Here is a 21635-nt window from a genome sequence, read left to right on the forward strand (position 1 = left end):
AAGCTCATTTTTATCTACGAAAAAGCATTTTTCATAGATAAAAAAGCAATATCAATGTGTAAATCCGATTGCAAATCATCTAAAATCAATTCAAAAATGGCATTTCAACCAAACATAAATCGCGAAAATAGAGTAAACATGCCATGCTTCGATTACTTAGCGACGTAAAAACCCGAAACAATCTATACAACTGCTCGTATCACGCGCGCAATTAAAATTGTGATTAAAGCCAACATATCACCTATAATACACGGAATCATCCGAATAGGTTTTACACTAACAAAACATTTTATACTTACGTTCAAAATAGACAATCCAATTCCTCAGGCAGGCGGACCAAGCCTGTCCTTATTTTTAATCGGGGTGGTTTAAGAAAGTAGCGTACAATCAAAAATATTGCTTCCGGGTATAGGGTCTGCGATAGAAGTCGAATTCGTAGACTACGCGTATTTCGTGTGTTTGGAGTTGGTATTTAAAGATCTCTCGACCAAAAGGAAACTCCATCGCATAACCGAAGCGAACATTTTTCATCATAACAAATTGGGTTACAATAGCTGCCGTGTTATTGGTCCTGTACATGACACCTGCCCAAAATTTATCGTAAAAAAGCCAGTTGGCTGAAAAGTCAGCGGTGAATTCTCCACCAATGGCCCCTTTGAGTAATACTGTTGGTTTAAAACGAACTTGTCGTTGGCGTCCGAAGAAATAACCTCCCAATAAATAGGCATAACGCACATCTGCTAAAGATGAAAAGTTGGTCACGTCGGCCCTGAATTTATTGGAGATAATCTGCGGAATAGACAAGCCTATATAATAATCGCGGGTGTAGATCAAAGCACCTACCCCCCACTTCAACATCATATGCTGGTGAATATCGGTTGCGAAAGCGGGATCGGGATCATCCTGTCCCCAATCCAAATCGTAACGGGTCAACAAGTTGTCGTAATTGATAAAACCAACTTTCAAACCCAAACGCAAAAACGTTTTCCAATCAAGCTTTACCTGGTAAGAATAGTCTGCGGCTACCGTTAATTTGTTTTCGTAACCGATGTGTTCGTTGGTAATATTCAAACCAATACCGTTGTTGTCATTTTTTACAGGCTTATACCAGGTGGCGGCAGCCATCAGCGGCGCACCTTCCTGCCCGACGAAGTAGCGCCGGGTAAACACCTGTACACCCACTTTTTCCCACATGCCGGCGTAGGCTGGGTTAATGGTCTGCATACCATTCATGTATTGTGTGAACACCGGTTCAGTATATATTTTATGCGAGCGGTCGCGGTCGATCTGTGCAAAAGCGGAAGAGGCACCAAACAAGCATAGTGCTCCCCAAATCATTCCCAACAGGATGACCTTTTTCAATCCATATGCTCGCATTTCCTTTTTCATTTCCTAATTCCCTGATTTTGCATTTCCATAGGCTACCATGACGAAGCCTCGCTCTAAATCGCCGTTTCCTTTATCCAGAACATACAGATAGACACCGGGGATCACCATTCCATCAGCATTGTGGTGATGCTTGGTTGTTTGTCCACCCCACCACAAATCAGCTTCATTATAGCCCCAAACATTGGTGTTACCGTAATTTTCTTTTGAGTACAGCAGATATCCCTGCTTGTCGTATACCATTAACTTCGCTTGGGGATATTGCTCAATACAATCTATCACAAAGTAGTCATGCGCCCCATCACCGTTGGGTGAAAATCCTTCCGGAATAAAGAAGTGACAGGTCGTGTCGGCCGGTTCCGGCAGGGGTGCAGCCGGGTCACAATCCAAATCATCCGGGATCGTGATGTGAACGGTAGCCGTATCGCACATGGATTGATCCGAGTCAAAACATAGTGTATAAGTGAATGAATCTGTACCATGGGTAAAGAAGTCAACTGTGTAACTGACATTCCCCTGATCATCCATCTCATGCAGTATTCCCTGACTAGGCCACTCCAAAATGCTTACAAAAATACTTTGATTGTCATCGTATTCGTCGTTTAACGTTAACACGAAAAACTGCTCATTGCAATCAACCTCATAATAATCATCGATAGCAACCGGTGGATCCAGGGTCTCCTTCTCTGTTTCAAGAATGACAATCTTACCAACCTGAATATTGTCCGTACACTGCGTCTCGTTCAGGGTGGTGACCTTGACAAAATAAGTTCCGGGCTCATACCAGATAATGCTGACACTCGGGCCAGTATCTATACCGTTTACAAATTCTGCGACGGAGCTCGGCACATTACCTGCGTCGATCGCAAAATCGACAGTCGAATCGGAATAAAGTTCCCAGTAATAGGTTTCTCCCGGTTGCGGATCAATAGTTAGATTGGTGGTTTGACCGCGGTACACAGACATCTGGGCCATGGCGGAAGCCGTAGCCAAAAGCACCGGTATTACTACCAGTACCCATCTGATGATATGGTACCAAAGTCTGTTCATTAAATTAGTTCAAGCCTATTTTTCTGTTCTAAAAACTCCTGTTTAAATGTTTGACTTTTGTCTTCTGATTTTGTCTTTTCCGTTCCAAATGTTCCGCCAGATCAATCTCGGGGCGGTCTTTCTGGTTGTTGGTCACTAAAGTGACTGTCATTCATTTTCCTCTTACAGCGTGCTTCAACCAAACTCTTTCTTTGCGCTACGCTGAAGCACCTTCAACGACTCTTTTTCAAAATCTGCTCATTCATTCCCAAAGCCTCGGCCAAGCCCAACCTTTCTTTGCGGAAGGGCTTGGCGAGGATATTTTGGATTATGAAAAAAGCATTAAATCAGAGATTAGATATTAGTTGTGTTACCACCTAAGAAATTAGGAGATGGCATGGTTGAATCATCATTTTCAGGTCTTGGATCGATGGTTGATTTAGCTGAATCAGCTTGGTCTGCACCTAAAGGATCATCACATGTTGAATTAACAGTATCGAAAGTGCCGTCGCCCAATTTACCATCCAGGTACATTGTTAAAGTCTGTCCACTCAAGTTCTCATAGCTGTTATGATCAACTTTTACACGCACGAAGATCGAAACACCACCATCGGTATACGTTCCTGCAGGTGCTATTTGTGTTGATCCAGACGTCAGGGTATTCCAAACAGTTGATGCTCCCCAGGCATCAGGGGTTGCGAAAGTATATTCATAAGTTGCAGTCTGTTTTGATGCAAGACCTTCCAAACTAAACACCGGAATCCAGTAGTCTGTGAAATTGGCTGCAATGAATTCAAAATACAAGTAGTTATCACCATAGTCGTAGACTAAGCCGCCATTCTCATACTTCAACGACTCTACGTTATCAACACAGGTCGATGGAGTCACGTTATACTTATCTTTTGAAGAGGCCAAAGCCGCCGCATCCATCGCAATAATGTCAACAATGAAAGAGTTTTTCGGATCCAACTCCCAAACGTGGATGTTATCTGTACAACCAGCGGCATTCTCATAGTAGGCAACCACAAAGAGGTGCTCAACTGTACCATCAATCACTGAGTTCAACAAGCCTGAGGTCCACGACAAGTCGATATTACCATCGGTATTTGCACCAGAAGTACCAATCTCAATGTTGTAATCGCTCGAAGCTGTAAGAATCTTGTTAGTTCCTACTGTCAATGCAGTGGCATAGTTAAACTGAGGTGTACCAGAATTATCAACAAGGAAATTGGTATCCGTGGTAGCCCAGAAACGCCATTGTCCGTTTGGTGTACTTGTTGAGATAGTAGGATCGTTAGTTACATCTGCGGTATAGGTGTATTTCACACCGGGAGCTGGATGCAACGCATCGGTTGTACAACTCAAAGTTTGCGATGTAGACCAATGTACTGCTTGAGCATTGGACTCACTAATTCCTGCAACTATTGCGAGCAGGAAAAGACCTAAGTTTAAAAATTGCTTTTTCATAATAATTCACTTTAGAAATCCAGTTAAACTTTATTTTTTATTTATCTCTTTCTTTTTCATTCCGCCCTTAGTTCATCAGCACGAATCCCGGGCGAGGGATAATTTCAATTGAACCCTCCTGCACGTTGGAAACATTCCCGCACTGATCTTCCACCCAGTATCGGATAGTGTAATATTCGCTCTCCTCACCGGAGCTCTCGAAAAGAATATCAACTCCCAGCGTACTTGGCAGTCCGCTCATATTTTCCAGTAGGTTTCCATTGGCGTCTTCAACCGTATCGCCATTCGAATCGACAATTGTCCAATGCAAGGTCATTTCGGATGCTGAACTGCAATTGTCTGAAAAATGGCTCGTCGGATTCAGATCCAGATCGGTACTTCCGGCTTTGAACGTGTAATATTCAGGGCGTTCCTCGGCGATGTCTGTATCCGGCATCGACAATCCATTGAATGTTGCCCATCTCAGTCGGTCAACACAATAGCTGCGAGCTGAAACCGGCTGCAGAACAGGTGGAATAAGATCGACCACCCGGATCGTTTGCTGCTGATCCGCCACAGCATTACCACAATCGTCAACCAGGCTCCAGGTGCGGGTAATCAAAACCTCGCAAGGGTTTGTATTATCAACTGCATCTGAATAAGTTGCCTGCAAACCACTCGAGCAATTGTCGCTGATATCTGTTGGGTAACCGGTTACTTCCGGCAGAACACTGTACACACAGAATGCATTTTTCTCAACAACAGCATCGGCCGGCTTCGTGAAGCTTGGAGCAATATTGTCGATCACCGTAATATTTTGTGAATATTCAAAGTTGTTACAAGCATCTTCGAAAGTCCAGGTACGGGTAATCACCAACGGGTCGTCCGGGCAACCACTTCCGCCATTATCTGTTTCTTTAGCTGTTGGTGTTTGGTCGGGCAAACAAGGATGAGACAATGTTAACAGCGCTGCTGCAGGTACATCATCAATACATGTCACCGTAAGATCCTCCGGCTCTGTGGGTATTGTATACAAATCCCTGTCGATAACCGTCACGTCCACAGGATACCATTCTCCCCAACAACCGCCAACACTACCGCGAACCATAAAACGAACTACCGGGCAATCACCTGATTGGTGTGTCAATTGCACTGAAATAGTTGAACCTGTACATGGATTCGACTCATCGCAACTTACATCCCAGCTTGCACTTCCCGACAGGATTGTTGGATACCATTCGTATTCCAATCGGCTATTGGCAATTAAGTTAGCGGGATCCTGATTATCTGTTGAAACCAGCTGAATATTAGTGTATTCGCCAGAGCAAACAGTTGTATTTTGATATTCCACAACAGGAAGCGGATTCACAATAAATTGAATGGGCTCGCGGCAAGTACCATAGTCACAACCGACATAGAAAGTCCATGTTCCCGGAATGTCAGTTCCTGTCAATCCAGTCTGATCCGGATAATCCAATGGGTTAAATGTCGGTCCACTAGCCAGGGGGGTATCTGTCAGGTCATCCGACAAATACCAGTTCACATCCACAAAGTCTGTAGAAGCCTGCACTTTGTCTGCAGCAGTAAACCAAAAGTCAGAACAAACCTCCGTATCTGCATCCGATGAGTTCAGTACCAGTACATAAATTGTTTCAGGATCCAAATCATCAACAACTGCCGATTGCGGACAAACATCATATACTGTTTCTACATAGTTATAATCGGGCTGATTCGGATAAAACGGATAAACATAAACCGAATAGCTGGCATTTTCATCTTTTATTTTACAGTCTTTAATGGAGACTTTCCCCGTAGTCGGTTTAAATGTACTAACCACTGCATATTGAACCAAATTACCGGCGTCATATGCCTCCCGCCCACTGGAAGCGGCAGCCATTGTATAAGTTTGACTTCCGTCGGTACATCCATCAAATTGGTGATCCTTTCCACTCCATTCGAAACAGTAGGAAAGTGCTTCCAGGACATCATCTTCGGTCAAAACCTGCCCCTGACAAACTTCCAGGTCAACACCTGTTACGGTCTTTACCTCAACCTCATCGGACAGGGAAGACTCGCACGACGGCCAGGCAGCGTTGCGGGCATAAACCGTATAAAGACCATAATTCAATCCTTCGAACAAAGTAGTTGTACTCCAGTCTGTGTAAGTATCGTTTTGAACATCGTATAACCGGTACTCAATATCGCCGCTCGCCGGATAGCCAATCTCGCCACTCATCTGAATGCTTCCATCATCTCCCGACGAACAGCTCGTCAACATCGATATTTCAGGAACAGTATAAATGGTTGCGGTAAATTGAACTGTCGCACTGCAGGCTCCTGAGTCGTCACCACTAGCACTAATCGTGTAGGTAAACTGCCCCGAATTATGATGTCCTGTTGTTTCTTCCGGTACAAATTCGAAAACACCAGTGGTATTGGCCGTTTCGTCCGGCATTGGAGCACTCGCATCATCACTCGAAATGGTGTAAGTGTAATTTGAAGAGTTGCCACTGGTTACTTGAGCCGTAGCACTATAAGTTTCTGTATCACAAATTTCGATGTCGTCAATATCCGCCAGCGTTGGTACATCAAAAACCTCCCAACCAATGACGTTACTGATTCCCGAGCATTCTTCTCCGTTTACATTGTAGCGTGCTACGCGTCGGTACCAGGTGCTTCCGCTAAGTGTTGGCGGATTGTAACTGGTTGATGTCACTCCCAAATCGGAGAAATTGACACCATCGTAACTTACCTCCCAACGATAACCGGCAAAAACAATGTTCGGATCGCTCGATGCCGACACCTGACTACCGGAAATGGTTGTCGGGTTAAACACTTCACAAACGTCTCCTTGTGAGTCTGTTGTTGTCAATACACCGGCATCCAAATCAGAAACGGAAATTGTTGCTGACCCGGACACTACTCCGGACGTATTTGCATCGCTTACAGACACTAACGAGTAAGTCGTACTAACCGAGGGACTAACCGAAAATGTGTAAGGTGAACTCGAAATATTATTAAGTGTAGTTTCCTGTGTTCCGTCAGAATAAACAACGTCCCACGGACCGGTTCCTGTCAAGTTCAATGTCAAATCAAACACGGTTCCGGGACAACCGGAGCCATCTCCTGATAAAACAGCGGTAGGCAGAACAAGGTCCTGAACAGCAGACAAAGTCAAGGTTGCGTTAGCCGATGTCGAAAGCGTACCAATGTAAATACTTGAACTATTTACCGAAGCGCCTGTCACTTCACTCCAACTACTTGTTGAACTATCCAGCGTACTAACCTTCAGATCGCTCTTGGCAACATCGGTCAAAACATAGGCATCGTCCGCCACAAAAGCCACAACAGTGAAACTGGCGTCTTGGGAAGTTGTGATCTCGTAATATCTGTTCAGGTAGTTATTCGCATCAGGATTGGAAGGAGGAGCGCTTTCTACCATTCGGAATGTAACTGTCGAACTGGGTGAGAAATTACTCACACTAAATCGAGCATCTCCACCATTCTGATCACGGACATATAAAATTTTACTATCAGAGATATTGTTTAATGTAATGGCATGTGAATTTGTTTGTATGAGATTGGATAAGCCCCAGCCCATCGTTTCGGCAACAGCGATGTCCGCATTCAAAGAAATGTATGCGGCTCCAACTTTTAGACCGAAGAAACTTATCGATGAAGAGCCGGCAATAACAGCACCGTCTCCGTTCATGGTTACAGTTCCGGTTCCGGCCTCAAAAGTTCCGTTGTTTGTAAAATCGCCTTCAACGGCCAACGTAGCTCCAGAAGCCATCACCAAAGTACCGCCAGCTTCAATCGTTATGTTTTGACAAACAGCGCTACCATTGATGGTGATTGTTGAACCTGATGGAATGATAACGTCATCGGCACTGGTTGGAACAACTCCCGAATCCCAAGTTGACGCGGTATTCCAATCCATCGAACCGGTTTGGGCAGTTATGTTTAAAGGAAGAGCAAAAAGATATTCGGTGAAGCTGGACACTGTCTTCATTTCGCCTGCTGCAGCCAAAGTCAGATCAGTTCCTTTTACCAGAAGAGAGATCCCTGTCAAAAGGGCGATCAACATCGTCCTACGAGGGCTCAACCAACTGCTATATCTTCCACCACTTTTTGCCATTATACCACGATTTTTTCCACTGCTTGAGCAAGTTGTTTGGGCAACCTGCATCTATCTGTTTTGATTTAAATTCCTTGGAGACTTTGATTTGATCATCTCCGAATAACTGTCGAAATTCGAAGACACCACAAGCGCTGGTTCATTCCGAAACGCAGCACTTTCAATCAAGAGCTACAACTGAAAGACTTTAAATGGAATTAAGCAGCCTGGATGTACTTTAGGCTGATGGCTTAAAAGAAGCACTACTGAATTGAAGTAAATTTTTCTCATTGCATTCCTTGACGTTGATTCCTCTAATTAACTCTTAGCTCCACAGAAACAAGCTTTACAATTTCACTGCTTCTGTTTCATCCAGTGCGGTCGGTTCTCTGTTTTTTCTTTTTTCTCTTCCAAAAACAGAATCACCAACATTTTCTCTTTCACTACTTAATTACCCATTTTGATAATTGGTAACCCTATTTTGCTATTCAAAAATACATATTTGGTAATTTTAAAGAGTAAAACCCTATAAACTCGCTAGTAATAAAATACTTATTTCTCTTTTATTTAACACGAAAAATAATACGACTACCAAAAACGAAACATTCATTCTAAAAAGAGAGCTGGGGAAGACCTATTTTGTATCGGTGCTGAGGAATAGCCGGAATGGGCATAAGACGAGTATACTTCAGGAACTATTGAAAGGGACTGCGGCAAGCGAATAAAAAAAATGACAATAAAAAAGCAGACCCCAAAAGGAGCCTGCCTATCTGTCTTAAAAAACGAATATTTACTACAGTAATTTTTTCACCACTGCCAAAGCAGCTTCGTAATCTGGTTCGTTCGTCACTTCCGGACAGAACTCAACATACTGCACAGTACCTTCTTTGTCAACAATAACAGTTCCGCGAGACAGCAAACGAAGTTCCTTGATCAGGAAACCATATTTTGTACCGAATTCAACATCTTTGTGGTCTGAAGCAGTAATCACTTTATCCAAACCCTCTGCTGCACAAAAACGGCTTTGCGCGAAAGGCAAATCGCAAGAAATCGACAGGATAACTGCGTCACCTAAATTCGCAGCTTCAGCATTGAAACGCTTGTTTTGTAATTGACAAACACCTGTATCGATAGATGGATAAATCGCTAAAACACGAACTTTCCCGTCGTAATCGCTCAATTTAATTGGGTTCAGACCAGCACCAATCACTGTAAAATCTGGAGCTTTTTGTCCTACTTTAACTTCCTCACCCAAAAGTGTTAAAGGTCCGCCTTTAAACGTAATTTTTCCGGTTGTTTCTTTCATTGTAGTTGATTTTATAACATTTATGCAAGCTTCCGCTTGCCGATTCACTAAGTTAATTAAGAATCGTCAATCAGGCAATCTGCTTGGCGATCAATTGACGAAACCTTAAACAACCAAAATTCACTCTTGTTTGGAAGAGCCCACGATTTTTTTGAGGAATATCACTAACCTGTCGATATTCCAATGGCTATAAAACTGAAACAATGAAGACTATTAAAGAGATAGCGTTAAGCCAATAGAAACGTTATTGATTGCGGCCTCGCCCCAGGCAAACCATTTTCCTTCTCCTAAACGATAGCGGGCTCCCAAATGCAAATCTGCCTGCAAATGTTTTTCGTGCCAATCCCGCGTTCCCGGCCCAATGGCGATTTCGCCATTAATCCCCACATAGATATTCCACGGATTTTGACGACGGTGCGTCTTTGCTTTGAGCAAATGATAACTCAACCGGGCTCCAACATAGTTTGAATAAAACTGGCCTTTTGAGCTCGGCCCTCTGTATGACGACATCTGTGCTCCGATCGAAACCAGGTCTGCGACCATGTAGTCAAGAACGAACTTTGCCCCCATCGGGCTGGAATAGTTGAATTCGGTGGAATATCCACCGGACAGAAACAGTGCTCCTGCATACCGGTTCCAAAAAGTATAACTCGGATGATATTGTCTTGGGGATGACATCGAAGACACAGCAGCACTTCCGCCCAAATCAGACGAAGCACCTGTGCCATCATCGCTCGGGTAACCAAGCTGCGTTAGCACCACAAAAAATCCCAATAAAAAAATACGAACCAGCAATCTCCGCGTACGTGCAGATAAGGTTTCCATGAATAGTTCCAGTGTTCAATCCGCAGCGCAGGCCCAGAATCGGTCGCCCCCGCCGGACTGCATTCTACAATTTTTCTCTTTCACTCAACAAATGATAATACGTGGTGAGTGGTCAAATTATTGCATTCGAAGCTAACTTTAACAATTGAAGAAATTACATCCGTCTGCCAAACAGCAGAGCTTCAACCGAGAACACATTTTCTCTTCCACCCGGAAACTAAAACTATTTCAGACGCTTGATATTGTAAATCAAAACAGGCTCCCGCAAATATTGCTTATCATCATTTAGCTGCTGAATCTGCAGCACGACATCCATTCCTTCAACAACCTTTCCAAAAGCAGCAAATCCCTGTCCGTCCGGATTGCGCTTGCCTCCAAAATCGAGCTCCGGCTGATCTCCAACACAAATAAAGAATTCGGTACTTGCCGTTCCCGGTTGGTTACGCGCCATCGAGAGCGTACCGTCCAAATGTTTCAAACCGGTCTTTTCGGTCGTCTCGTGCTCAATACCCGGATATTTATCAATTAAGTTGTCGTCCATCAGACCTCCTTGTATCACTTCAATCTTCACAGGGCTTTGCGGTTGATTATCCATGCGCACAACCCGGTAAAACGATGCATTTAGGTAAAGTCCCTGATCTACAAGTTTTAAAAAATTGCCTGCCGTCAGCGGAGCATGCACAGTATCTATCTCCAACACCAGATTCCCCATCGAACTTTCCACCTCAACCTTTGGTAAATCCTTTTTCCCGCAGGCTGCGAGCGCAAAAAACAACAAAACAACAGCAATGTACTTCATAATTAATTTATCTTATTTTGACTTACAGGATACAAACTTAGTGGTTTTTAGACGTTTTCGTGTTTATTATTTCATTTTAGCTTAATCGCTAATTAATAAGAAAGGGGCAACTTGCGGTAGTTATTTAATGGAATATGAAAGCGAGAAAGCTTGAGGTGTCGGTTGTGTCCGACTTTCACCTGGCTACAAGAGCCTGCAAAGCAAAAACAATTTTGAAATACCTGAAATCGATTAACCCAGGTATTTTGGTTCTGAACGGAGACATCATCGACTCCTGGCGTTTCAGCCGCAACTACTTCCCCAAACCCCAACTTAAAGTGGTTCGGCAGATTATCAAGATGCTGGAAAAAGGCGTTCATGTATTTTACATCACCGGGAACCACGATGAGTTTTTGCGAAAATTCAACCAGACAGAGATTGGCAAGTTAAAAATCGTCAACCAATTGGTACTGGATCTGGACGGCAAAAAGACCTGGATTTTTCATGGCGATTTGTTTGATCACGTCATTCACAAAGCCAAATGGCTGGCAAAAATCGGAGCTGCTGCCTACGGACTGTTAACGGTCATCAACCACGGCATCAACCTTTTATTACGCCCATTCGGTGTAAAAGAATTCATTCTTTACAAAAGTTTCAAAAAGAAGAATGACAAAGACAGCCGACCAACGGCCTACGAAAAAGCAATTGCCGCAACGTCGGCGGCCCGCGGTTTCCAAACCGTTATTTGCGGCCACACCCACGTGCCGAAAGATAAGATTGTAATGATGCCGGGAGTACCGGTTCGTTACATCAACTGCGGCGACTGGGTTGAACATTTTACCGCAGCTGAGTATAACGAAGGAAAATGGGAACTGCATTATTTTGAAGACAGTGGCGAAGAAAATACGGCCGACGAGCCTGACATTCCGGACCACAAGCAAGTTTATCAATCCTTATTTCGGGAACTGGCCATGGCAAACTGTCTGTAACCTGAAACCGAAAAAATTGGTAAACTTCACACAAAAAACAAATGAAGAAAACAAACTTGAAGATTCTATACGCCATACAAGGTACAGGAAACGGGCACCTGGCCCGAGCAACCGAAATTGTTCCAATGTTGAACAAACTGGGCGATACCGACGTGCTTGTCAGTGGCATACAAGGCGACATTCAGTTGCCATTCCCCGTCAAATATCATTTTTACGGTCTTAGTTTCATTTTTGGCAAAAAAGGAGGCGTCAGCTTGTGGCAGACGGTTCGCCGCTCGCGGCCATTCCGACTTTTACGCGACATCCTGAAACTACCCGTGAACGACTATGATTTGGTGATCTGCGACTTTGAACCGGTAACCGCCTGGGCTTGTAAAATACGCGGAAAAAAATGCGTTGGGCTGAGCCACCAGAATGCGGTTCTACATCCCCAAGCGCCAAAACCAGCACACCACGACCTCATGGGTCACTTTATCCTGAAGTACTATTCGCCAGCCTCCGTGAAATACGGGTTCCATTTTAAAGCACTGGACGAAAAAAACTTTACGCCTGTGATTCGCCCGGACATCCGAAAAAAGAATCCGACCAATAAAGGTCACTACACCGTATATCTTCCGGCCTACAGCAACGAAGAAATTGAACTAATTCTAAGTCAGTTCCCGCAATACAACTGGGAAGTTTTCTCGAAACACAGCAAAGAAAGCTACCGCGAAGGTTCCATCTGGTTTCGTCCGGTTTCGCTGAACGATTTCAGTGAATCCTTTGTGAGCTGCGCCGGAATCCTCTGCACTGCCGGATTCGAGACACCGGCTGAAGCCATCCACATGGGGAAAAAGCTTTGTGTGATCCCCATGAAAAAACAATACGAACAAGCCTGCAACGCGGCTTTCGTTGGGAATATGGGCGTCCGGGTACTCACCAACTGGCACGAGTCCCACAAACAACTGGCTGATTGGCTTCAATACGACGAACCTCTGAAAATCAATTATCCGGATGAAACATTCCGTATTCTTGAGCGACTTGTAGAAGATTGCGAAGCGGAACTATGCAAAAAAATGGCCGCTTCAATCGACTGACATTCAAACAAACAGACAACAGAATTACACGAAAATCTACCCCAAATGCAACGGAAGTATATCTACCTTCTTCTACCCGTCTTCACGTTCGCGGGTATTGGCTTGTTGCTTCCCCGCGAAGTAAAAGTTGAACGATCAGTGCGTATCAACGCCCCTATTGAGTCGGTATTTCAACAGGTTTCCGATTTGAGAAGCTGGGACGAATGGTCGGGACTGATGCCTACCGACTCGGCAATGAATCTCGAATTCCTGCACGATGCGAAGGCTGACACTGGCTACTGTTGGCTGACCAAAGAAATCGTTCCTCAGAAACGTCGTCTCCTGGTAACAGGAACCGCATGGTGCGACTCGCTAAGCGCCAAAATGAGCTTCGACAAAGACGATATTGCCAGCAGCTGCTTCCACTTTTCTGAACAAGACGGCACAACCGTCGTGCGCTGGGAATTCCGAAAAAAGCTCGACAACAATCTGATTGGCGCCTGGGCTGGCCCATTCATTCATAACATTGTAGCTCCGGACCTGGCAGTTGGGTTGAACCGTTTAAAATCGGTTAGCGAAGAAAAAGAGCACGACCGTCAAATTTCGGAATTGCAAACCAGGTAATTCTCTGTACTACTTTTGTACTCGGTTGGTAAGCTGAACAAAATAACTAGTCGGCTCGTTTAAGGTGATGATTAACAATAAGTCGACACCTTTTAAAACTCAAACCCGATGAAAATCCTGAAAAAAATACTGCTGACAGTCATTATTCTGGCTCTAGTATTTGTCATTATTGCCTGGTTTTTACCACAAAACATTGAAATTAATCGCCAGATCAAAATAGATGCGCCCGCTCGGGTTGTTTTCAACCAGGTGAATGATTTGCGGAGCTGGCAAAAATGGGCTGTCTGGAACCAGATTGATCCGGACATGAAAATCAGTTACGAGAAACTCGGAATTGGCCAGGGCGCAGGCTATCATTGGGAAAGCGAGAACGAACAAGTCGGTAAGGGCTCCTTGTTTATCGAAACCTCTGTCCCTTACGATTCCATCTTAATTCAACTTTCATTTGACGGACACGGCGACGCTCAGGCACCCTTTTACTTCACCGAAGAAAACAAACAGACAAACGTTTCCTGGAGTTTCAAAACCGACCTTGGCAACAACCCGCTCCTACGCTGGATGGGACTCCTGTTCGACAGTATGATCGGACCCGATCTTGAGAAGGGATTGGAGAACCTGAAAGTTGTAGCAGAAACCATTTACCAGGAGAAACAGCCACTAGTTGAACTGCAAACACTGCCGGAAATGAATTACATCAGTGTCCGCGACAGTGTTGTGTTTTCCATGATCTCAGCAGAAATGGCGCGCATGTACGGCGATTTGTATGCTTACCTCCAGAAAGAAGGGTTGCAAATGGCCGATGTGCCTTATGCCATTTACCACAAAATTGACGGCGATATTATTGACCTCGAATGTGGCATCCCGGTTTTGGGGAAAGTTGCCGGCGCTGGCGATATTCTGGCTGGTACTATGCCAAGTCGTACTTATGCTGAAGCCGATCATATTGGCGCTTACGAAACACTGGGCCAAACACACGAATTCATTCAGCAATGGCTAAAATCGCACAACATCGTATTGGCCGGTTCTCCAATGGAAAAGTACCTCACCGATCCGTACGAAGTAACAGATACCACCCAATGGATTACCGCAGTCTTTTACCCGGTTGCGGTGGAATAGTCGTGAGTTATCAGACGTGAGTTGTGAGACGGAATACGTGGTTCGCTGAGAGTGTATAAGGTGGAGTGATCAGTGGTTAGTCGCAGTGATCAGGACAGCAACTAGTCATGAGTATTGAGATGTGAGTCACAGAACTGAATGCATGGAGCACGGAGAGTGTGAAGATGAGAGTGATCAGTGGTCAGTCGCAGTGATCAGAACAACAACTAGTAGTGAGACATGAGACTGAATACCTGAAGTGCTGAGAGTCTGCAATGGAAAAAGTGAGTGAAGTTTCACTCTAAACCCGAAACACATAACTCGAAACGACTTCCTATTCTATCACTTGGCTATCCAAAAACTTATTGATCCAGGAAAGCTCCCCATGGTTTTTGTGCAAGCTGACTAGCAACGTATCGAAAGCTTTTTCATCGTCGGTTTCATAGTATGCTTTCAGCAGAAACAGCTCGACCATCATTTTAAACCAGCAACAGTCCGGACACTTTTGCTGCCCCATCAGCTCCAAGGTCTTTTGATAAAGCTGAATAGCTTCTTTTTTATTACCGCCCAGCAAACGAGGTTTATAAAACAACATGTTCGCCTGCTCAAAACTCAGCAAAGGCTCCGACTCATTCAGTTCTTCCGCTTTTCGAAGGGCTGCCTGGTGACGCGCATAATAAACCGGTGCCTGAACCATCGACAGCGCGATTTGATAAGCGTGCAAACAAGCATCAATGCAATAGAATGCTGCCTCTTTGGGATATTTTAATTTGGCACGTTCCACCTGCTCAAACGCAAGAGTCAGTTCGTCCCGGGCTTCGTCTTTTCGTTCATTCCCCAGGTAGTAACCAATCAAGCCATAACGAGCTAACAGGATTTCCTTTTGCGCTGAAACGGAAGAATCGCCCAGCGCCTCCAGTTGCTCAATCAAACCGGGCCATTGGTCCATCCGGTCATCAATATACGTGCGATACAATTCGCATTGTAAATCGACAATTTTCGTCTGAGCAAAAACGCCAGCATTCGTACAAACCAGAAAGAGAATTATCATTATCCAGCGCATCTTCAGACCTCCTTCTGTTTTTGCAACGATTTGTCCTTTTCGCGGTAGAGTTGCCACCAGGGAATCCGCGGAATTTCGTGATGTTCCCAATGGTAGCCAAAAAAATAGCAACTCAGCATCGCCCACCAATGCGGCCCTCGCTGGCTGCGCGCCTGGTGCGGACGCATCTCGTCGCTGTGCGGTCTTCGATGCGGCAAATAGGTTCCAACGAAAAACAACTGGAAGCTCGCAAGCACGGCAGGAACAATCCAGAAAACAATCAACCGGGGTACCTCAACCCAAATCTTCAACACATTGAAAACTATGGCCATGAACAGGAATTGCCAAATGGTAGCGTAGCGTTTCAGAAAAACAAACCACCAAACTAATACATTTTGAGAGCGCGTGTAATAATCGGGATCCTTTTCGGTTGCCGGAAATCGATGATGCAAATAATGATTGGCGCGCAGCTTCTTGTACGACAATCCCGCAAAGAACACCGAAGCCACCCAGCCAAAAAAGTCGTTGAGTTTCCGGTCCGGACTCACCAGGCCATGCATCGCATCGTGACCGGTGATAAACAAGCCGGTGTACAAATAAGCCTGGAGCAATAGATGAAAATACATCCACAGAGAATGAATATCCACCGGCGCATAAAGCAAGCTCCAAACCAGGTGCCCCAGCCAACAAAGCAAAATCAATATGGCGATAAAAACTCCCATCAGGCAATGTTCAATTTCAGATGAAGTGCCAAAAAGAATAGAAACTGGCACACAACAATCCAAACAGCAAGCGGATTCCGGATGTTCAGTTTCAAGTCCTTCATTCCGGCGAGCAACAAGTACGACAGCAAAAACCAATCGACATAATTTTTGAACGGAATAGCTCCGTTCTCCCAGCTCCACATGTCATACCGAATGGCGACCGGCTCCATGACGAAGTCGAACAAAACCATTAGTAAAGCGCCAACTACCGGCATCCACCATTTCAATTTTAAAGCTGATAATCCCACAAAAACACCGTAGCACAAAACCAGCCAGTTTACGCCAATCAACAGCGGCGTTTGCCAAAGTTTCAAACCCAGCACCAGGCCGTAGGTGTAGTGACCAAACAACAAACCCGTTTGAGTACCCACCAATTCAGCGGCGAAACCCGCAACCGCGACAGCCAGCAGAGCAAGGAATACCCGAACAGACAATGATGTCTGAAAATACAGCAACACCAGAAAAGAAAATAAAAGGTTCCAGGCGCTGAGCTGCTTGAAAATACCTTCCGTTTCCGGAAGGCTAAAACCAACGATTCCGACGAAATAAAGAACGGCCACAACAATTCGAGCCGACCAAATTAGTTTGCGTCTGTCAGGCATAACTTCCCTCCTTTTCTTTGATCAGATCGGCCGCTATTTTTGCCGAAGCCAAACACAACGGGATGCCTCCTCCTGGGTGAACGCTGCCTCCAACAAAATAAACTCCCGGCAAATCTTTTCGAACATTCGGATGACGGCGAAATGCAGCAAACAGGCTGTTCGAACTCGCACCGTAAATCGCTCCGCCAACCGACGAGGTCAGGCTCTCAATCTGCAGCGGATCGAGAACGTGCTCCGCTACAATCTGCTCGTTGACCGATGCCTTCAACATCCGCTCCAGCTTCAGGACAATTTGCTTTCTGGTTTTCGAGATCAGGTTCTGCCAGTTTTGTCCGGAATTAACCGGTGCATTCACCATCACAAACCAATTCTCCATCTCTGGCGGCGCATCATCCGGATTTTGCTTGCTGCTCACATAAACGTAAACCGTCGGGTCATCGCAAATGGTTTTGCGCCTGAACAGACATTCGAATTCGTTCGCGTAATTTTCGCTGAAAAAAATATTGTGCAGGTCAAGCTCCTGGTATTGTCGTTTCATACCCCAATAAAAAATCATAGCCGAACTGGATGGCTCCTGTTTTTTCAATTCGCGGAACCGCCCGACATCCATCAGCAGCTTGTCGTAAAAATAGCGCACATCAACGTCGCTTACTACCAAATCGAAATCATGCTGTTGACCACCAATCAACAGGGCTTTCGGCCCTTCCCCGCCCGCAAGTACTTTTTGCACCGGTGTCGTAAAATGAAATTCAACTCCTGACCGCTCTGCCTGTTTTTGAAGAGCGGTGGCAATCGCATACATGCCCCGATCCGGGAAATAGGCACCCAGATTGTGCTCCAAATGAGCAATCACCTGAAGTGTCGCCGGAGCCTCGTAGGGATTTGAGCCATTGTAAGTCGCAAACCGATCGAACAATTGCACGAGACGCGGATCGCTGAACGATGCTTTGTTCTTACGATGAAGTTTAGCGAGCGCCTGGATGCGTGGCAGCTGCAACGCTCGCCAAAGATTCGGCAGGGTGATGAGTTTACTCAGCCGGTGAAATGAACTGAAGATGAAAATCGTCGCTGTTACCCGATAAATAAAACTTGCCTTTTTCAGATATTTCAGAACCGACTCACTACTGTCTGAAGTTTTCTCGCTGACCTCTTTCGCAAATCGATGCGGATCGGCATACGCATTAATCACGCTTCCATCTTCGTAAAAATAGCGCGTAACAACATCCAGCTTTCGGTACGGTATCCGCAAATCGTCGTCGAGCAGTTCGTCGAGTAAATGCGGCAAGGTAAACAACGATGGTCCTTTGTCGAACCGAAAACCACCGGCTTGCAGCTCGTTTAATTTTCCGCCAGCCTTTTCGGCTTTTTCGTACACAACGACCTTCCACCCCATGCGGGCCAGCCGAATGGCAACTGCCAATCCGCCTATTCCGGCGCCAATAACTCCTGCATTCTTCATGCTTATTCCTTTCGGTTTTAGCTATCTAAACAGTTGTACAAAAAAAATTCTTCATCAGAATAAAACTTTTTGGATCTAATTTGTTTAACTATTTTGAATATTTCTTAAACACTATGGCAAAAAAAGCACTCATCGTCGGAACCGGATTGGCCGGACTATCAACCGCACTTCGGCTTACAAGCAAAGGCTACGAAGTTGAAATGGTTGAAAAATATCACCAGCCGGGAGGCCGACTGAACCTGCTCGAAAAGGACGGTTTCAAGTTCGACATGGCTCCGACTTTCTTCAGTATGAGCTACGAATTCAAAGAGCTGGCCGACTACTGCAACATTCCGATGCCTTTTGAATTTGTAGAGCTGGATCCGCTTTATGCCGTTCATTTTGAAGGAGACAAACGCTCCTATTTGATCTACAAGGATCTGAAAAAACTAGCAGAAGAATTCGCCGATTTGGAAGTTGACTTGGAAGAAAAGCTTCGCCGTTTCCTGAAATCTGCCGGAGAAATATTTCACGATACCGAAAATATTGTGATCAAGCAAAATTTTGACAGCCTTATTGGCTACCTGCTGAAGTTGACCCGGGTTCCGGTTAAACACGCGCCCAAAATGTTTTATTCGATGTGGAAGGAGATGGAGAAGAATTTCGATTCATTTGAGGTGAAGGTGATTTTCTCGCTGGTCGGTTTCTTTCTCGGCTCCACCCCATTTGACACACCTGCCGTGTATTCCATGTTGAATTACACCGAGCTGGTTCACGATGGCTACCACAACGTGAAAGGTGGCATGTACAAAATTGTCGAAGGTGTTGTAAAAGAACTTGAGAAGAGAAATGTTCGCATGCATTTCAATGTTGAAATTGATCAGTTTGAACAGCGAAACGGAACCCTTTCGGCCTTCACCGACAAAAGCGGAAAGCGCTGGGAAGCCGACGTCTTTGTGGTTAATGCCGACGCTGCCTCTTTTCGCGGACAAGTCCTCCAACGCCCCAAATTCAACACCGAGAAACTGGACGCTAAAAAGTGGACCTTGGCGCCACTGACCATTTACCTGGGTCTCGACACCAAGGTGAAAGGCATGTATCACCACAATTATTTCCTGAGAAGAAATTTCGAAGAATACGCCCATAAAATTTTCAAAAACAGCATCAAATTAGACAAACCGTACTATTACGTTAACATCCAGTCGATGCACAACCCGGACTACGCGCCGCCCGGAAAGGAAAGCGTGTTTATTCTATGTCCGGTACCCGACCTGCGCTACAAACCCAACTGGGACGATGCTGAATCCATCGCCGATGCAATTATACAGGACATGAGCAAGCGCACCGGGTTCGACTTTGTGGCGCACACCGAAACCCGCGTGGTTTACCACCCGCAACAGTGGGAAGGCATGTTCAACCTCTACCGTGGAAGCGGCTTGGGGCTGGCACACGACCTAAACCAGGTTGGTGGATTTCGCCCGTCGAACAAGGACGAACAGCTGGATAATCTCTATTACACCGGAGCGTCAACAGTCCCCGGAACGGGGCTGCCTATGACGGTTATTTCATCGCGCTTAGTAACTGAAAGAATTTTGAAAGACCATGGAACTTTATCGTAAAAACAACCTGGACTGCAGTCGCATAACGACTCGTAACTACAGCACGTCATTTTCGTTGGGTGTGCGCATGCTCAACCCCACTTACCGGCGAGGCATTTACAGCATTTACGGTTTTGTGAGGTATGCCGACGAAATTGTGGACACCTTTTTCGAGCAAGACCAGCAGACGATCTTCAACGAGTTTAAAGCGGAAACATGGAAAGCGCTGGAACGTCGGTTCAGCATCAACCCGATCATTGATAGCTTCCAGCAAGCCGTGCATGATTATAGCATCGACCGCCATCTGATTGAGGCTTTTCTGCACAGCATGGAAATGGACTTGTACAAAAGCGAGTACGACGAGAGCCTGTTGGAAACTTACATTTACGGATCGGCAGAAGTTGTGGGACTAATGTGCCTGCGCGTTTTTTACTTCGACGAACCCGAAAAATATGATGAGCTGGTTGAGCCAGCCCGCAAGCTGGGTGCCGCTTTCCAAAAAGTGAACTTCCTGCGTGATGCCCAGGATGATTTTGAAAACAAAGGACGCATTTACTTTAAAAATATCGACTTCAGAAATTTTGATACTGCCTCAAAAGAAGCCATTGAACAGGAAATAGAACAGGATTTCAAAGATGCATACGCCGGAATTAGAGCCTTGAAAAAGGAAGTTCGTTTCGGCGTATACCTTGCGTACATTTATTACCTTCGTCTCTTCAGAAAAATACAACATGCTCGGCCGATTGATATTTTGCGAACCCGTTTCCGGGTTTCCAACCGCAAGAAAATCTATTTGTTGGCCAACGCATACTTGAAGAACGCTTTTAATATTTTGTAAATGCAAGCAGCTCAATTTACTTATGCCGGGCTTTTACTGGCGACAATCGCCGTTCCGCTGGCACTAAGTTTCGACAAAAAAGTTCGTTTTTACACCAACTGGAAATACCTCTTCCCGGCAATTATCATCACCGCAGCTGTGTTCATTGTCTGGGATGTTCGCTTTACTGAAGTCGGGATTTGGAGCTTCAACCCGGATTATCTACTGGGATACACCTACATGGGACTCCCCCATGAGGAATGGGCCTTTTTCATCATCATCCCCTACGCGAGCCTGTTTGTTTACGAGGTACTGAAAAGCTATTTGCCCACATTCGAAAAAGCGAACCTGTTCGTCATTGTCAGCCTCTTGCTCATTGTACTTTTCGGAGCACTGGCTTATTACCAACGCAACCATTTGTACACCTTCTTCAACTTCCTTTTTCTGGCCGTTTATTTTGGCTATACTATTTTCCGAAACCGATTCAAACAACACCTCACCAAGTTTTTCCTGGCCTATCTGATTGGACTTGTTCCGTTTCTGATTGTCAACGGGATATTGACTGGTCTACCTGTTGTGGAATACAATCCCGACCAGATCATGGGATTGCGGATCATTACGATTCCGGTAGAAGATTTTGGCTACTTTTTCCTGCTGTTATTGATGAACGCAACGATTTACGAGACGCTAAAAGAAGGAAACTATTACTAACCGGAAATCAAAA

Annotated in this window: 18 protein-coding genes; 7 read left to right on the plus strand and 11 right to left on the minus strand. The window is 45.2% G+C overall.

Translation table 11 applies throughout. The features are described 5' to 3' along the window. Positions 1-387: 387 nt before the first annotated feature. From BC643_RS10625 to BC643_RS10655, 7 genes are all read right to left on the minus strand, one after another. Positions 388-1389, minus strand: a complete 1002-nt coding sequence (locus BC643_RS10625) for a PorP/SprF family type IX secretion system membrane protein (RefSeq protein ID WP_120273065.1) — start codon at positions 1387-1389, stop codon at positions 388-390. Positions 1390-1392: 3 nt separating this feature from the next. Beyond that, positions 1393-2436, minus strand: coding sequence for a T9SS type B sorting domain-containing protein (locus BC643_RS10630; RefSeq protein ID WP_120273066.1), 1044 nt, complete (start codon positions 2434-2436; stop codon positions 1393-1395). A 333-nt stretch (positions 2437-2769) separates the two neighbouring features. Then, complete coding sequence (locus BC643_RS10635) at positions 2770-3780, minus strand: hypothetical protein (RefSeq protein WP_147377195.1); 1011 nt, start codon at positions 3778-3780, stop codon at positions 2770-2772. 169 nt (positions 3781-3949) lie between these two features. After that, positions 3950-7999 carry a G8 domain-containing protein gene (locus BC643_RS10640; RefSeq protein WP_170154523.1) on the minus strand — a complete coding sequence of 1350 codons (4050 nt, stop codon included), beginning with the start codon at positions 7997-7999 and terminating at the stop codon, positions 3950-3952. Positions 8000-8771: 772 nt separating this feature from the next. Further along, a complete protein-coding gene (gene tpx, locus BC643_RS10645) occupies positions 8772-9284 on the minus strand; it encodes a thiol peroxidase (protein ID WP_120273069.1) in 513 nt (170 codons plus the stop codon). 213 nt (positions 9285-9497) lie between these two features. Next, positions 9498-10109, minus strand: a complete 612-nt coding sequence (locus BC643_RS10650; protein ID WP_120273070.1) for a hypothetical protein — start codon at positions 10107-10109, stop codon at positions 9498-9500. A gap of 223 nt (positions 10110-10332) precedes the next feature. Then, positions 10333-10908: a peptidylprolyl isomerase gene (locus BC643_RS10655; RefSeq protein ID WP_120273071.1), complete on the minus strand. Its 576-nt coding sequence runs from the start codon at positions 10906-10908 to the stop codon at positions 10333-10335. A gap of 134 nt (positions 10909-11042) precedes the next feature. Here BC643_RS10655 and BC643_RS10660 point away from each other — a divergent pair, with 134 nt between their 5' ends. From BC643_RS10660 to BC643_RS10675, 4 genes are all read left to right on the plus strand, one after another. Beyond that, positions 11043-11876: a UDP-2,3-diacylglucosamine diphosphatase gene (locus BC643_RS10660; protein WP_120273072.1), complete on the plus strand. Its 834-nt coding sequence runs from the start codon at positions 11043-11045 to the stop codon at positions 11874-11876. Between the two features lie 41 nt (positions 11877-11917). Further along, positions 11918-12952: a glycosyltransferase family protein gene (locus BC643_RS10665; protein WP_211338036.1), complete on the plus strand. Its 1035-nt coding sequence runs from the start codon at positions 11918-11920 to the stop codon at positions 12950-12952. A gap of 45 nt (positions 12953-12997) precedes the next feature. Next, positions 12998-13555, plus strand: a complete 558-nt coding sequence (locus tag BC643_RS10670) for an SRPBCC family protein (protein WP_120273073.1) — start codon at positions 12998-13000, stop codon at positions 13553-13555. Between the two features lie 108 nt (positions 13556-13663). Next, positions 13664-14671, plus strand: a complete 1008-nt coding sequence (locus BC643_RS10675) for an SRPBCC family protein (protein ID WP_120273074.1) — start codon at positions 13664-13666, stop codon at positions 14669-14671. Between the two features lie 313 nt (positions 14672-14984). Here the strand turns inward: BC643_RS10675 and BC643_RS10680 are convergent, their stop codons facing one another. Genes BC643_RS10680 through crtD form a run of 4 tightly spaced genes read right to left on the minus strand, consistent with a single transcriptional unit; the run spans position 14985 to position 18517 of the window. Beyond that, positions 14985-15701 (minus strand): hypothetical protein, encoded by a 717-nt coding sequence (locus BC643_RS10680; protein ID WP_147377196.1) that lies wholly within the window; start codon positions 15699-15701, stop codon positions 14985-14987. Between the two features lie 14 nt (positions 15702-15715). Next, positions 15716-16414 carry a fatty acid desaturase gene (locus tag BC643_RS10685; RefSeq protein WP_120273076.1) on the minus strand — a complete coding sequence of 233 codons (699 nt, stop codon included), beginning with the start codon at positions 16412-16414 and terminating at the stop codon, positions 15716-15718. After that, positions 16414-17058 (minus strand): carotenoid biosynthesis protein, encoded by a 645-nt coding sequence (locus tag BC643_RS10690; protein ID WP_120273077.1) that lies wholly within the window; start codon positions 17056-17058, stop codon positions 16414-16416. Before BC643_RS10690 ends, BC643_RS10685 begins: the two co-directional genes overlap by 1 nt. Continuing rightward, a complete protein-coding gene (gene crtD, locus BC643_RS10695; protein ID WP_120273078.1) occupies positions 17051-18517 on the minus strand; it encodes a 1-hydroxycarotenoid 3,4-desaturase CrtD in 1467 nt (488 codons plus the stop codon). The genes BC643_RS10690 and crtD overlap by 8 nt, the downstream gene beginning before the upstream one ends. Before the next feature lie 113 nt (positions 18518-18630). Between crtD and BC643_RS10700 the strand changes: the two genes are divergently transcribed. Genes BC643_RS10700 through BC643_RS10710 form a run of 3 tightly spaced genes read left to right on the plus strand, consistent with a single transcriptional unit; the run spans position 18631 to position 21622 of the window. Continuing rightward, the gene (locus BC643_RS10700) at positions 18631-20115 is read left to right on the plus strand and encodes a phytoene desaturase family protein (RefSeq protein ID WP_120273079.1); all 1485 of its coding nucleotides are present in this window, start codon (positions 18631-18633) and stop codon (positions 20113-20115) included. Continuing rightward, a complete protein-coding gene (locus BC643_RS10705; RefSeq protein ID WP_120273080.1) occupies positions 20099-20932 on the plus strand; it encodes a phytoene/squalene synthase family protein in 834 nt (277 codons plus the stop codon). Before BC643_RS10700 ends, BC643_RS10705 begins: the two co-directional genes overlap by 17 nt. Beyond that, a complete protein-coding gene (locus BC643_RS10710) occupies positions 20933-21622 on the plus strand; it encodes a lycopene cyclase domain-containing protein (RefSeq protein WP_120273081.1) in 690 nt (229 codons plus the stop codon). It begins immediately after the preceding gene. Positions 21623-21635: the final 13 nt, after the last annotated feature.

The organism is Mangrovibacterium diazotrophicum (assembly GCF_003610535.1).
Classification (GTDB): Bacteria; Bacteroidota; Bacteroidia; order Bacteroidales; family Prolixibacteraceae; genus Mangrovibacterium; species Mangrovibacterium diazotrophicum.